Origin of the sequence: Roseibium sp. Sym1, from assembly GCF_027359675.1 — a bacterium.
Lineage (GTDB): Bacteria > Pseudomonadota > Alphaproteobacteria > Rhizobiales > Stappiaceae > Roseibium.
In genome coordinates this window covers 2,191,746-2,204,380 of sequence record NZ_CP114786.1, presented here as the reverse complement: position 1 = coordinate 2,204,380, position 12,635 = coordinate 2,191,746, and the positions used below count along the sequence as shown (strand labels likewise).

General features: G+C 60.7%; 15 protein-coding genes. 12 read left to right on the top strand and 3 right to left on the bottom strand.

Annotation, left to right across the window (positions count from 1 at the left end):
* Positions 1-17 precede the first annotated feature (17 nt).
* The 9 genes from O6760_RS10125 to O6760_RS10085 all read left to right on the top strand — a co-directional run bounded on the left by O6760_RS10125 (position 18) and on the right by O6760_RS10085 (position 8,178).
* A complete protein-coding gene (locus O6760_RS10125) occupies positions 18-494 on the top strand; it encodes an NUDIX hydrolase (protein WP_269585254.1) in 477 nt (158 codons plus the stop codon).
* Positions 481-1,488 (top strand): NAD(P)H-dependent glycerol-3-phosphate dehydrogenase, encoded by a 1,008-nt coding sequence (locus O6760_RS10120; RefSeq protein ID WP_269585253.1) that lies wholly within the window; start codon positions 481-483, stop codon positions 1,486-1,488. Before O6760_RS10125 ends, O6760_RS10120 begins: the two co-directional genes overlap by 14 nt.
* Before the next feature lie 371 nt (positions 1,489-1,859).
* A complete protein-coding gene (locus O6760_RS10115) occupies positions 1,860-3,302 on the top strand; it encodes a methyl-accepting chemotaxis protein (protein WP_269586250.1) in 1,443 nt (480 codons plus the stop codon).
* 143 nt (positions 3,303-3,445) lie between these two features.
* Entirely contained in the window at positions 3,446-3,736 is a 291-nt protein-coding gene (locus tag O6760_RS10110) for a YciI-like protein (RefSeq protein ID WP_269585252.1), read from the top strand.
* Positions 3,737-4,162 (top strand): EVE domain-containing protein, encoded by a 426-nt coding sequence (locus tag O6760_RS10105; RefSeq protein WP_269585251.1) that lies wholly within the window; start codon positions 3,737-3,739, stop codon positions 4,160-4,162.
* A gap of 1 nt (position 4,163) precedes the next feature.
* Entirely contained in the window at positions 4,164-4,823 is a 660-nt protein-coding gene (locus O6760_RS10100) for a class I SAM-dependent methyltransferase (protein ID WP_269585250.1), read from the top strand.
* 152 nt (positions 4,824-4,975) lie between these two features.
* Complete coding sequence (locus O6760_RS10095; protein ID WP_269585249.1) at positions 4,976-6,148, top strand: M20 aminoacylase family protein; 1,173 nt, start codon at positions 4,976-4,978, stop codon at positions 6,146-6,148.
* A gap of 460 nt (positions 6,149-6,608) precedes the next feature.
* Entirely contained in the window at positions 6,609-7,403 is a 795-nt protein-coding gene (locus O6760_RS10090) for an AlbA family DNA-binding domain-containing protein (protein WP_269585248.1), read from the top strand.
* A gap of 1 nt (position 7,404) precedes the next feature.
* Positions 7,405-8,178 (top strand): sulfite exporter TauE/SafE family protein, encoded by a 774-nt coding sequence (locus O6760_RS10085; RefSeq protein ID WP_269585247.1) that lies wholly within the window; start codon positions 7,405-7,407, stop codon positions 8,176-8,178.
* Between the two features lie 271 nt (positions 8,179-8,449).
* Here O6760_RS10085 and O6760_RS10080 read toward each other — a convergent pair whose 3' ends face one another.
* A complete protein-coding gene (locus O6760_RS10080) occupies positions 8,450-9,049 on the bottom strand; it encodes a hypothetical protein (RefSeq protein WP_269585246.1) in 600 nt (199 codons plus the stop codon).
* A gap of 466 nt (positions 9,050-9,515) precedes the next feature.
* Here O6760_RS10080 and leuB point away from each other — a divergent pair, with 466 nt between their 5' ends.
* From leuB to O6760_RS10065, 3 genes are all read left to right on the top strand, one after another.
* Entirely contained in the window at positions 9,516-10,628 is a 1,113-nt protein-coding gene (gene leuB, locus O6760_RS10075) for a 3-isopropylmalate dehydrogenase (protein WP_269585245.1), read from the top strand.
* A gap of 157 nt (positions 10,629-10,785) precedes the next feature.
* Complete coding sequence (locus tag O6760_RS10070) at positions 10,786-11,205, top strand: hypothetical protein (RefSeq protein WP_269585244.1); 420 nt, start codon at positions 10,786-10,788, stop codon at positions 11,203-11,205.
* A gap of 45 nt (positions 11,206-11,250) precedes the next feature.
* Positions 11,251-11,640, top strand: coding sequence for a VOC family protein (locus O6760_RS10065; protein ID WP_269585243.1), 390 nt, complete (start codon positions 11,251-11,253; stop codon positions 11,638-11,640).
* A 27-nt stretch (positions 11,641-11,667) separates the two neighbouring features.
* Here O6760_RS10065 and O6760_RS10060 read toward each other — a convergent pair whose 3' ends face one another.
* Both O6760_RS10060 and O6760_RS10055 read right to left on the bottom strand, forming a co-directional pair.
* Positions 11,668-12,099, bottom strand: a complete 432-nt coding sequence (locus O6760_RS10060; RefSeq protein WP_269585242.1) for a YqaA family protein — start codon at positions 12,097-12,099, stop codon at positions 11,668-11,670.
* Positions 12,096-12,545, bottom strand: a complete 450-nt coding sequence (locus tag O6760_RS10055) for a MarR family winged helix-turn-helix transcriptional regulator (RefSeq protein WP_269585241.1) — start codon at positions 12,543-12,545, stop codon at positions 12,096-12,098. The genes O6760_RS10060 and O6760_RS10055 overlap by 4 nt, the downstream gene beginning before the upstream one ends.
* Positions 12,546-12,635 lie beyond the last annotated feature (90 nt).

Here is a 12,635-nt window from a genome sequence, read left to right as displayed (position 1 = left end):
TTTTCAAGGACTTGCCCGTGAAAATCCATCACAAGGCCTATGTCTACCTGACCTGCGGACCGCAGCTGCTGGTGTTCATCGAACCGGATCATCCGGACCCGGACCTTCAGGTCCCGGGCGGCACTCTCGATCCCGGTGAGAGTTATCTCCAGGCCGCCCGGCGCGAATTTGCCGAGGAGACAGGACTTTCATTGGATATCGCTCTCGAATCGTTCGCCGACCAGGACCATATCTTCAAAAATGTTCCCGGAAGTCTGGACGGCCTGCATCGCCGGCGGCATTTTCACGGCAGCGTTCGTGAAAAACCCGCGACAGAATGGGAACATTTCGAAATGACACCGAGTTCCGGCGGGCCGCCGATAAGGTTCCGCCTGTTCTGGGTTGATCTGTTCGCCAGGGATGCGCCGCCCGAGACCAGGTTCTTTGAAGAATTTGGAGCGCAGCTTGAAACACTACGGACGCGCATGGAAAGGCAGATCGATGGGCGCTATTAAGACGGTCGGCGTCATAGGCGGCGGTGCCTGGGGCACCGCCCTGGCCTTGACGGCCGCCAGGGCCGGACGGGATGTGCGCCTGTGGGCGCGTGATCCCGGGATTGTGTCCGACATCCGCTCCAAACGGCAGAACCCGCGCTACCTGCCGAAGATCACCTTCGACGAGGACCTGGCGGCGACGAACGCGCTCGAGGACGTCGCCGACGCGGATGCCCTGCTGCTGGTCACCCCCGCCCAGACCACCCGCGCCATGCTGGCCGCGCTCAAGAAGACCGGCAAGGTGCGCGGCCCCGTCGTGCTCTGCGCCAAGGGCATCGAACAGTCCTCCGGCAAGCTCCTCTCCAAGGTGCTCTCGGAAGAACTGCCGGGCGTGGAACCGGGCGTCCTGTCCGGCCCGAGCTTTGCAGACGACGTTGCCAGGGGCCTGCCGACCGCGGTCACGGTCGCCGCCAACTCCGCCAAGACCGCGCTCAGCCTGTGCGAGGCGATGCAATCGCCCTGTTTCCGGCCCTATGCCTCCATCGACATTCTCGGCACCCAGATCGGCGGCGCACTGAAAAACGTGCTGGCGATCGCCTGCGGCGCGGTGGTCGGCCGCAAGCTCGGCGCCAGCGCCCAGGCGGCCCTGACCGCGCGCGGCTTTGCCGAGCTCACCCGTCTCGGCACGGCCATGGGTGCGCAGGGAGAGACGCTCACCGGCCTCTCCGGTCTCGGCGATCTTGTGCTGACCTGCTCGTCGAGCCAGTCGCGCAATTTCTCCTTCGGCCTGCGGCTGGGAGAGGGTTTCATGGCTTCCGAACTGATTTCCGCCGGCGGCAAGCTTGCCGAAGGCGCCTTCTCGGCCCGCGTGGCGGTGAAGCTCGCCCGCAAATACGATGTCGAGGTGCCGATCTGCGAGACGGTCGCAAAGATGATCGACGAGGACCTGACCATCGACGACGCCCTCAACACCCTGATGGCCCGCCCGCTCAAGGCGGAATCCGAATTCGTTTAGGGCGTCACGATGCCTCCGACAGGATAGCCGAATCAACCCGGCCGCAAGGGCGGTGTTCGCGGCAATACGTTTCATTGCCCGGAAGTGCCGGAAGCGGCAGGCGCAAGTGTCCGGCACGCCTCGAAACGGTCGCTCCCGGCATCCCGGACACGGCTAAAGGATCCGGCTGCCCGAACAATTATCTGAAACACAACACGTTTCTTGCCGCCGCGCCGAAAAAGCCTGGTACGTGCGACGGCGATAGCCCGATCGGGAAAACCACTGACTGGTAATTGTGCAAACTCGGGCCGATCAGCACAAATTTAAGGCTTCCTAAATTCTTCTTAACCATAGTAGCGGGCATTCCGAGACCGAAGAGGGCAGTTGTGTCCATGCATGCATATGCAAATGCTGATTTCCACGAATTGGCTGTCGAAGAAAACGATTCGTCCGAAGCCGGTTCGGTCATGGAGGCAATGGGTGCCATTGGCACCAACCTTAGCCGCATCAGCCTCGATGTCGCGGTTTCCGCCGACGAAATCCAGTCCATCTCCGGCACCTTCTCCTCGAATGTCGAAGACTTTTCCAATCTGATCGGACGGTTTGCGGATATCGAATCCGCGACGACCGAGATCTCTTCACAGATCGCCGAGGCGGAGAACATCGCGAGCAACGCCTGTGCGGAAATCGGAGGCTCCCAGGCGACGATCGAGACCGCACGCCAGGAAATCGCCGACCTGCTCGAGGCAGTCCGCGCGGGCCAGGATAGGATGGCGGAATTGAGCGATGTGCTCGGCAGGGTCGGATCGATAACGAACTCGATCAACAACATCGCCCGGCAAACCAACCTCCTGGCGCTGAACGCCTCCATCGAAGCGGCGCGCGCAGGCGACGCCGGACGCGGCTTTCTGGTGGTGGCCAACGAAGTCAAGGAACTGGCGCAGTCGACAGCGGATGCGACCTCGGAAATCGAGACGGCTCTGTCCGAAATCAAGTCCGGTTTCGAGCACCTCGCGGGCACGTCCAGGCAAACCGGCGAAACAGCGGCCAAGGTTCGCACCCACGCGGGAACCTTCGCCGACATTCTGACCAAGGTCTCCGGCGACATCCAAGTCATCGGCAAGGCGACCACATCCATCGACGAGAAAATGGTCGATGTGCAGCAGACCTGCGGAATCTTTCGCGAAACCTCCGGAACAGTTTCGGCGAGCCTGACCGAATCCAGCTCAAAGCTGGCCGACATCTCACGGACCATGCGCCGGGTCTCAGACGACACCGACGCCTTCGTTCTTTTCTCCGCGACGTGCGGTGCCTATAAGGAAGAGGCTGGCATCATCCGGAAGGCCGAAGACGCGGCAAAGCGCGTCGCGGAACTGTGCGAACAGGCCATCGTTTCCGGCGAACTGACCGAGGCCGACCTGTTCGACCGGAACCACACCGAAATTCCAGGCAGCAATCCGCCGCAGCATCTGGCCAAATTCTCCTCGTTCAACGACACCCATGTGTCCCCGATCATCGAGGAGATCGTCGCCAGCGACGACCGCATCGCCTGGTGCGCGTCGATCGACGACACCGCCTATGTCTCAACGAACACCAAAGCGGTCTCAAAGCCGCAGGGCGATGACATCGAATGGAACATCGCCAATTGCCGCAATCACCGCTACTTCGATGACCGCACGGGCATGCGGGCGGCGAAGAACCGCGATCCGCTCCTATTGCAGACCTACCAGCGCGACATGGGCGGCGGACACCTCGTTCCCATGAAGGACATCAGCGCCCCCATCTTCGTCAGGGGCCGGCACTGGGGCGGTTTCCGCATCGGCTACACGCCCTGAAACAGGCGTTTGAATGCTCGGCGACCTGACCAGGGACCGGTTACATATGCCGGCTTTTCGGAGCAGAGACAGACTGCGGCATTGAGTTTGTGAAACACCCGCCCTAGGGTCTGCGCAGATTCGACAATTTGAGGGTCTTCTCCATGCTCTATGCACTGATCTGCACCGACAAGCCCGGTGCCCTGCAGACACGTCTCGACAACCGCAACGACCATATCGAGTTCCTGAAAGGCCTCGGCAACAGCCTCAAGGCAGCCGGACCGTTCCTGGACGACGACGGCAACATGACCGGGTCGCTGGTGGTGATCGAGGCCAGCAACCGGGATGAAATTCTTGCGATTTCCGAAGAAGACCCTTACGCCCGGGCCGGATTGTTCGAGAGCGTTGAAATCCGCCCGTGGAACTGGGCCATCAAGAATCCGGAGGCATCGTAAGTGCAGTACTGGCTGATCAAGTCCGAACCCGACAAATGGTCCTGGGAACAGCAGAAGGCCAAGGGTGACGAAGGCGAGCAGTGGGACGGCATCCGCAACTACCAGGCCCGCAACAACATGCGCGCCATGGAAATCGGCGACAAGGCGTTCTTCTATCATTCCAACATCGGCAAGGAAGTGGTCGGCGTCGTCGAGGTCTGCAGCGAGATTCATCCGGACACCACCACCGACGACCCGCGCTGGGAATGCGTGGACTTCAAGGCCGTCTGCGACATGCCCAAACCAGTCACGCTGGCACAAGTGAAAGCCGAGCCACGCCTGGAAAAAATGTCGCTGGTCACCTCCATGCGCCTGTCCGTCCAGCCGGTCACGGAAGCCGAATGGAAGGTCGTCTGTGAAATGGGCGGGCTGAAAGAACCGGCCTGACATGCCCGCAATCGAGGATCCGGCCGCGTTCATAACCAGGGAAACCCGGGTCAGGCCCGTGCCGCATGCGGAGGAGATCCTCTTGCATGTGGCCGACGAGGCCATGGAGCTCTGGCAGAAGACGGAAGAGGATCTGGGTAAACTCGGTCTCGCGCCACCCTTCTGGGCCTTTGCCTGGGCGGGCGGCCAGGGCCTTGCCCGCTACCTCCTGGACAACCCCGGGCAGGTCGCCGGAAAACGCATCGTCGATTTTGCCTGCGGTTCCGGCCTGGTCGGCATCGCCGCGATGATGGCCGGGGCAAGCTCCTGCCATGCGGTCGACATCGATCCCTTCGCGCTGACGGCCACGCGGCTCAACGCAGCGCTGAACAAGGTTTCGATCAGCGTTGAAACGGCGGATATCACCGAGGCCCGGCTTCCGGAGGCCGATCTCGTCATTTGCGGCGATGTCTTCTACGACAGCCAGATGGCCGGCAAGGTGCTGCGCTTCCTCGACCGGCTGCAGGAGGCCGGCATAGAGGTGCTCGTCGGCGACCCCGGCCGCTCCTACCTGCCGCGGGAGCGCCTGAGCGAACTGGCCGACTACCGTGTTCCGGTCATCGGCGCGCTGGAAGACAATGAGATCAAACACACCAGGGTCTTCCGGCTGGAGAAAAAATAATCCCTTCGTGGGCGCTCATTCGGATCAAACCGGCGCCTTTTCCGGCGGTTCAAAAGTTTTTCCGCAAGCCCACTTCCCCTTTTTGCAGCTTGCGATAGGTTATCGCCTCAAGCGCCCCATGCGCGTCCAATCAGTGCCTCCAGGAGTCCTTCATGCCCATCGTTAACCGCCTCGCAGATCTGGCCGACGAGATCACCGCCTGGCGCCGCGACATCCACGAAAATCCCGAAGTCCTCTATGAAACCGTGCGCACGGCGGAAAAGGTGTCCGAGCTCCTGCAGAGCTTCGGCATCGACGAAATCGCGACCGGCATCGGCAAGACCGGCGTTGTCGGCGTGATCAAGGGCCGCAACGGCGGCGCGGGCAAGACCATCGCCCTGCGCGCCGACATGGACGCCCTGCCGATCGAGGAAGCCACGCAGAAACCCTACGCCTCCAAGATCCCGGGCAAGATGCATGCCTGCGGCCATGACGGCCACACAGCCATGCTGCTGGGCGCGGCCAAGTATCTTGCCGAAACCCGCAATTTCGACGGCACGGTGGTGGTCATCTTCCAGCCGGCAGAAGAAGGCGGCGCCGGTGCCAAGGCGATGATCGACGACGGGCTGATGACCCGGTGGCCGATCGAGGAAGTCTACGGCATGCACAATTTCCCGGGCATGCCGGTTGGCGAGTTCGCCATCCGCAAGGGGCCGATCATGGCCGCCACTGACGAATTTCGCGTTACCATCACCGGCCGGGGCGGCCATGCCGCCAAGCCGCATGAAACCATCGACCCGATCGTCGTCGGCTCCCAGATGGTCACCGCATTGCAGACCATTGCCAGCCGCAATGCCGACCCGCTTGATTCCGTCGTCGTCTCCGTCACGGTGTTTCAGGGCGGCAACGCCTTCAACGTCATCCCGCAGGAAGTGCTGCTGCGCGGCACGGTACGCACGCTCAGCCCTAAAATGCGCGACCTCGCCCAGGCGCGCATGGAGACCATCGTCAGGTCCGTCGCCGACACGTTCGACGCCAGGGCCGTCCTGGAATTCCGGCGCGGTTATCCGGTCACGGCCAACCACGACGCCCAGACCGATTTCGCAGCCGAGATCGCCGAAGGCATTGCCGGCCTCGGCAAGGTCAACCGGAACATCGAGCCGATGATGGGCGGCGAGGATTTCTCCTACATGCTGGAAGAGCGTCCGGGGGCGTTCATCTTCGCCGGCAACGGTGACAGCGCCGGCCTGCACCATCCGGAATACGACTTCAACGACGAGCTGATCCCGGTCGGCTGCTCCTACTGGGTCAAGCTCGTCGAAACCGCCCTGCCCACGGCGGCCTGAGGCAAACCCACGAGGTCACCAGATCGCCGTAGCTGCCATGCTGCCATAGTGTGGCAAAGCGACCGAACTTGGCACGAGCTGCTCCCTCTCCCGGTGGGAGAGGGCTGGGGTGAGGGGACATACGCCGGGACATACGGACAAGCCTGCCCTCTCACCCGGACCTTCGGTCCGACCTCTCCCAATGGGAGAGGTCACTTTGCGCCTTGCAGCCAAGACGCCCGCCAAACCAATGACTCTGCCTGCGGCGGCTTGAGGGCATCCTCACCTCCTCCATCGTCGTCCCGGATACAGCAAAGCGGAGATCCGGGACCGGGGGCCAAGTCCTAAGGTCATTTTGACAGCGCGATAACCACTGGCTCCCGGTCCCGGTGCGCGCTGCGCTTGACCGGGATGACGGCAGCAAGCTTTTGGCTTAAGAGTGACGCCGGTTCCGACCGGCGTTTTCTTTGGGCACTCATTCATGGCACTTTCCCCGTTCAAGCTATCCTTTCTGGCAGCCTATCTTCTGGTCGGCGCCGTTGTCGGCGTGCTGGTAATCCACCCCCTGAACCTGGTGGTGGTCTGGTGGGAACTGGCGCGCTTTTCCGAATCCGCCCCGACCCTAATCGAGTTCCTCAGCGCCCGCCTGTGGTTGGTGCTGCTGCCACGGCATCTCGACGTCGCCATTGCCTATACGGTGGTCGGCGCCATCGTCGGCCTTGCCTTCGGCGTCTTCACGCGCAACTACCTGCGCACGTCCAGAGCCTACCAGTCGCTGCGCGAGGAACAGACCGCGCTTATTCCGGACCTGATGAAACAGGGCGAGACCGGACGGGTCGAGTTCAAGTCCTCGCTGCGCTGGGACATGAAGGAAAACCGCATCAACAGGGGGCTGGAAACGGTCATCGCCAAGACGCTGGCCGGCTTTTTCAACGCCGATGGCGGCCATCTCCTGGTCGGCGTCGATGACGATGGCCGCCCGCTCGGTCTCGACAAGGACCTCGCGACCCTGAAGAGCCCGGATCTCGACGCGTTCGAGCGCACCGTCAACGACATCGTCTCGAAAAACCTGGGCGGCGACCTCTGCCCCTATATTCACACGGTTTTTGCCCGGGTGGAGGACAAGGACGTCGCCATGATCATCGTCAGCCCGGCCCCCCGAGCGGTCTACGTGGAAGAAAACAGGGCCTCGGTGTTCTACCTGCGCAGCGGCAACTCGACCCGCAAGCTCGACGTGCGCGAGACGGTCAACTACGCCAACAGGAGATGGTCCTGAGATGTCCGGGCTTGCCGGTTTCCTGTTTCCCGATCAGATGCACATTGCCGCATCGCTGACACTGATCGTCGTGAGTTTCTTCACCTCCGCCCTGACGGCAGCGGTCGGCCTTGGCGGCGGCATCGCCCTGATCGCGATCATGGCGTCGGTCATGCCGGCGAGCGCCCTGGTGCCGGTGCATGGCGTGGTCCAGTTCGGCTCCAATGCCGGGCGCGCGCTGGTTCAGCTGAAACATGTCGACTGGCTGATCGCGCTCTGGTTTGCCATCGGCGCGGCGTTCGGGGCCGCCATTGGCGGCGCCATCGCGGTGGAACTGCCGGCCGCGATCCTCAAGGGCGGGATCGGCCTGTTCGTGCTCTGGGTCGTCTGGGGCAGAGCGCCGAAATTCGGCGAGGCGCGCAAACGGGCGATGGCCGCTGCCGGTTTCGCCTCCACCTTCCTGTCGATGTTTTTCGGCGCCGCCGGGCCGATCGGCGGTGCGGTGCTGTCGACCCTAGGTCTGCCGCGTCACGGCTTCGTGGCCAACCAGGCGGTCACCGCCCTGATCATGCATGTCTTCAAGATCATCGCCTTCGGCGCCCTCGGCTTTGCCTTCGCCCCCTGGGCCGGTCTGATCGTCCTGATGATCGCGAGCGGTTTTCTCGGCACCCTGGCAGGCAGCCGGCTGCTGGGAAAGATGGATGAAAAGACCTTCAAGGCCGGTTTCAGATGGGTGATGACGGCACTGGCGCTGAACCTGCTCTGGCAGGCGGCGAGAGGCTGGTTCGGCGGATAGGAGAGCTTGTATCGCAAACACCTCTCCTCGTTTGCCATGCCCTGCAATGACGACGAAGAGTGGGAGCAGGTTTGCCCCCTCACCGCACCAGCCCGACATAGGCAAGGCATTGAAAGTGCTTTTTACTTAGGCCGAGGCAAGTAAGTTACGCCAGCACCGACCTTCCCAGGGTCACTGTCCCTCGCGTCGTTGGTTCAATTTTCGTCGAACATGACCACATGAGAACGATTTCCAAAATCAAAGTTATTAACCTGTCTCATAAATCAATGGACTATTGTTGGTGACCCGGCAAGAAGACCAAATCTACTTCATTCGTATCAAATCGACTGCTTAGCGTTTCACCGACGCAAGTAGGCACATCCTTCGCCTTTTTGCACGAGGTTTTGGCAGCGAGATGAGCAACTGCGAGAGAGAGAAAATTTTTGAGGTCGAGATTGTCTTCGTTCGTATAAAACCCAAAAGCCAGAGCTATTGATTTGGCAATACATAATTTTATATTTTCAGGCTCCAACTCTTTATCTATTAAGGAAAATGAACTAATAAATTCATTGTTATTAGTAATTAACTTAATATAGCATGCCTCACTGCTTAAATTTGACTTTGAGTAGTGATCCCAGAACTCTTTACCAAATTTTGATTTAAAATAATTCTCCCTGTATTGATCATTAGATATTATCCCCTTCCTTTCAATTAGAACAAAATCAACATCCCCTTCTGTTTTCACGGTTACATCTGTGACGGCGGAAAAAAACAATAAGAGTGAAGTGGTAAACGGAACTAGTTCCTTATCTTCGAAATCGAAAAATGGACCTATCACTTCATTCCTAAAAAATATTCGCCTTTCTGCGGCATCGGCTTTGTAAACCGGCATGATAAATACAAATAATAGGAAAATTGCTAAATAGCATAATACTCCTACATTATTGAATTCATTAAAAAACACATGCTTTTTAATATTACAACGCAATATTCCTACCCCACAACACATGGTCACGAATTCTTATTATTGGTCCCGCATACGCTTCTGGGATCACTCCCTTCTGAAGTGGCAAAGTCTCGATCGACCAATGAGCAAGTTCCCCCGATCGAGGTAGTTAGAAGAACCCACATTGATAGCTTTCCAACAATTCGCGAGGTCCATTTTCACCAAACAGATGACTAGAGGGCCAGAACTCAGTCCATCAACATCATGCGCGACATTTCCCATCATTCATACTCCTCTTGACCTTTCGCAGGACGTCAATTGAGTTCTTCGCAACTGGCTTTGCCTTGAAAGACGGAGGCCGACGCGCTAACCCATCGCGATCGGTTTACTCATAATGCGGGATGGAGCGTCCATGGCTTCTCAAAATCTTCTGCTGCTGCCCGGCGACGGCATCGGCCCGGAAATCATGCAGGAAGTGAAAAAGGTCATTGCCTGGTTCAACGACAAGGGCGGCATGTCCTTCGAAACCGACGAAGGTCTGGTCGGCGGCTGCGCCTATGACGCCCATGGCCAGTCGATTTCCGAGGAAGACATGGCCAAGGCCATGGCGGCGGACGCCGTCATCTTCGGTGCCGTCGGCGGCCCGAAATGGGACGACGTGCCCTACGAGGTCCGTCCGGAAGCCGGCCTCCTGCGCCTGCGCAAGGACATGCAGCTCTTCGCCAACCTGCGTCCGGCCATCTGCTACCCGGCGCTGGCCGATGCCTCGTCCCTGAAGAAAGAGGTCATCGAGGGCCTCGACATCCTGATCGTGCGCGAGCTGACCGGCGGCGTCTATTTCGGCGAGCCGAAGGAAATCATCGACCTCGGCAACGGCCAGAAGCGCGGCATCGACACCCAGGTCTATGACACCTACGAGATCGAGCGCATCTCGGGCGTCGCCTTCGAACTTGCCCGCACCCGCGGCAACAAGGTCACCTCCATGGAAAAGCGCAACGTGATGAAGTCCGGCGTGCTGTGGAACGAAGTCGTCACCCAGACCCACAAGAACGGCTACCAGGATGTCCAGCTGGAGCACATGCTGGCCGATGCCGGCGGCATGCAGCTGGTGCGCTGGCCGAAGCAGTTCGACGTCATCGTCACCGACAATCTCTTCGGCGACATGCTCTCCGACGTCGCCGCCATGCTGACCGGTTCGCTCGGCATGCTGCCCTCCGCGTCGCTCGGCGCCCCTGACGGTGTCACCGGCAAGCGCAAGGCGCTCTATGAGCCGGTTCACGGCTCGGCGCCGGACATCGCCGGCACCGGCGCGGCCAACCCGATCGCCATGATCGCCAGCTTCGGCATGGCGCTGCGCTACTCCTTCGAGGAGGTCGAAGCCGCCGACAAGCTGGACAAGGCGATCGCCAACGCGCTCGACAAGGGTCTCAGGACGAAGGACATCGCCTCGGAAGGCCAGGCGACCATTTCAACCGCGGAGATGGGCGACGCCATCGTCGCGGAGCTCGACGCCCTCAGCGCCTGATATTCAGGAACCGATTTTCGGCGCCTGACAATTGCATGGAAAGCCGCCCCCGCACCCTGCGATCAACTTTGGACAGTTCAATCGTTTTCGGTTGAACTGTCGTTGATTTGGAGGGTATCCCGGTGGCGGCTTTTTCATTCGAACTCCCGTTGGTCCCATGAACGAAGACAAACTCGCGCCCTTTCTCGGCACCTGGATCCTCGACACCGAGGCGAGCGACTTCGAGCAGGGCGAGCCTCCAAAAAGCGCCACGCTGAAGATCGACGACAATTTCGGCATGGCCGTCTTCACGATGAACCAGGTCGCCGCCGACGGTGAAGTCACCAACGATTCCTTCGAGGCCGTGCCCGACGGGCCGGAAGTCAAGCTTGGCAAGAGCGGCCTGGTCGATGCCATGCGGCTCGTGTTCGAGAACGACCGGAACCTGGTTTCCGAGGCCCGGCGCGGCGGCCTGACCATCATGAAGGCGGAGCGTGAACTGTCCGAGGACGGCCGCACCCTGACCGTCACCCAGACGGTGCATCTGGTCGACGTCGCCAGCTTCAAGAACATTTCCGTCTACAGACGGGCCCAGTGAGCGCCTCCAGGGTCAGGCCCCATCAATCTGGATGAAATGGCAGGGATGAAACAGCATATCGGCGCCATTGCCCTGGTCGTGCCCGACTACGACGAAGCCCTTGATTTCTATGTCGGCAGGCTCGATTTCGACCTGATCGAGGACACCGCACTCGATGACGAAAAGCGCTGGGTGCTGGTGGCTCCGAAAGGCAGCCGCGAGACCCGGCTCCTTCTGGCCAGGGCCGACGGCCCGGACCAGCAGGCCGCGATCGGCGACCAGAGCGGCGGCCGCGTGTTCCTGTTTCTGAACACGGACGATTTCGACCGGGATTTCGGGTCGATGCGCGCGGCCGGTGTCGACTTCCTGGAAGAACCACGCACGGAGCCCTATGGCAAGGTCGCCGTCTTCCGGGATCCGTTCGGCAACAAGTGGGACCTGATCGAGCATTGCTGAGCAGGATAGGCCTTGTGTTGCCCCCGTTCAAACCACCTGCAGCGTCAGCAGGGCCACGATCACGTAGCGGGCCGTCTTGGCGACGGCCACCAGCAGCGTGAAGCTCCAGAACGGTTCCCGCATCACGCCCGCGGCCAGCGTCAGCGGGTCGCCGATCACCGGCGCCCAGCTCAGGAGCAGGCTCCAACGGCCGTATCGGTGGTACCACCGGGTGGCCTGCTCCAGCCTGTCTTCGCTGACCGGAAACCAGGCGGCGCCGGAAAATGCGGCGGCGCCGCGGCCCAGCCCCCAGTTCACCATGGAGCCGAGCGTGTTGCCGAGACTGGCGACGGCGACCAGCAGGATGACCGGGTCCGTGCCGGCGGCAATCAGTCCGGACAGCCCCAGTTCCGATCCCGCCGGAAACAGCGTTGCGGCCAGGAAGGAAATTCCGAAGAGACCCAGGAGACTGCCGCTCATCTGGACGGACCGGCTTCCACCGTCTGCATCGCCGCGATCGCCCGGCGCATATAGTCCAGGAACCGGGTTTTTTCCTCGTCGGAAAACCCGGCAAGCGCCTCCGCATTCTGTGCCAGGGCCGAGCCGATGGCCTGCTCTTCGAGCGCTCTCGCCTTGTCGGTCAGGAAGATCTCCTGGACCCGGCCGTCTTCCTGGCTCGCCCTGCGGCTGATCAGCCCGTCCCGTTCCATGCGCGCCAGCGTGTTGGCGAGGGTCGCCTGTTCGATATCAAGCAGTTCGACCAGTTCCTTTTGCGTCCGCCCTTCCTTTGCCCAGAGAGCGACCAGGGCGGGAAACTGGCCCGGCGACAGGCCCAGCGGCTTGATGCGCCGCTGCAAGCCCGCGGCGAACAGGCGGGCCATATGGTTGGCGAGGTAACCGGCGGAGGTGTCTTTTTTGAAACTCATGCCTTGCATATACGATAGATAGCGCACTATATAATATTATATAGCTTGCTATATTTATGCGAGAGCATCGTGCCGACATCAACGACCCGA

What these genes read in the sequence shown, in the direction of transcription:
- O6760_RS10080 (WP_269585246.1), bottom strand. Translation starts at nt 9,049, where the DNA reads ATGCCGGTTTACAAAGCCGATGCCGCAGAAAGGCGAATATTTTTTAGG.
- O6760_RS10055 (WP_269585241.1), bottom strand. Translation starts at nt 12,545, where the DNA reads ATGAGTTTCAAAAAAGACACCTCCGCCGGTTACCTCGCCAACCATATG.
- leuB (WP_269585245.1), top strand. Translation starts at nt 9,516, where the DNA reads ATGGCTTCTCAAAATCTTCTGCTGCTGCCCGGCGACGGCATCGGCCCG.
- O6760_RS10060 (WP_269585242.1), bottom strand. Translation starts at nt 12,099, where the DNA reads ATGAGCGGCAGTCTCCTGGGTCTCTTCGGAATTTCCTTCCTGGCCGCA.
- O6760_RS10100 (WP_269585250.1), top strand. Translation starts at nt 4,164, where the DNA reads ATGCCCGCAATCGAGGATCCGGCCGCGTTCATAACCAGGGAAACCCGG.
- O6760_RS10090 (WP_269585248.1), top strand. Translation starts at nt 6,609, where the DNA reads ATGGCACTTTCCCCGTTCAAGCTATCCTTTCTGGCAGCCTATCTTCTG.
- O6760_RS10120 (WP_269585253.1), top strand. Translation starts at nt 481, where the DNA reads ATGGGCGCTATTAAGACGGTCGGCGTCATAGGCGGCGGTGCCTGGGGC.
- O6760_RS10065 (WP_269585243.1), top strand. Translation starts at nt 11,251, where the DNA reads ATGAAACAGCATATCGGCGCCATTGCCCTGGTCGTGCCCGACTACGAC.
- O6760_RS10110 (WP_269585252.1), top strand. Translation starts at nt 3,446, where the DNA reads ATGCTCTATGCACTGATCTGCACCGACAAGCCCGGTGCCCTGCAGACA.
- O6760_RS10085 (WP_269585247.1), top strand. Translation starts at nt 7,405, where the DNA reads ATGTCCGGGCTTGCCGGTTTCCTGTTTCCCGATCAGATGCACATTGCC.
- O6760_RS10095 (WP_269585249.1), top strand. Translation starts at nt 4,976, where the DNA reads ATGCCCATCGTTAACCGCCTCGCAGATCTGGCCGACGAGATCACCGCC.
- O6760_RS10115 (WP_269586250.1), top strand. Translation starts at nt 1,860, where the DNA reads ATGCATGCATATGCAAATGCTGATTTCCACGAATTGGCTGTCGAAGAA.
- O6760_RS10070 (WP_269585244.1), top strand. Translation starts at nt 10,786, where the DNA reads ATGAACGAAGACAAACTCGCGCCCTTTCTCGGCACCTGGATCCTCGAC.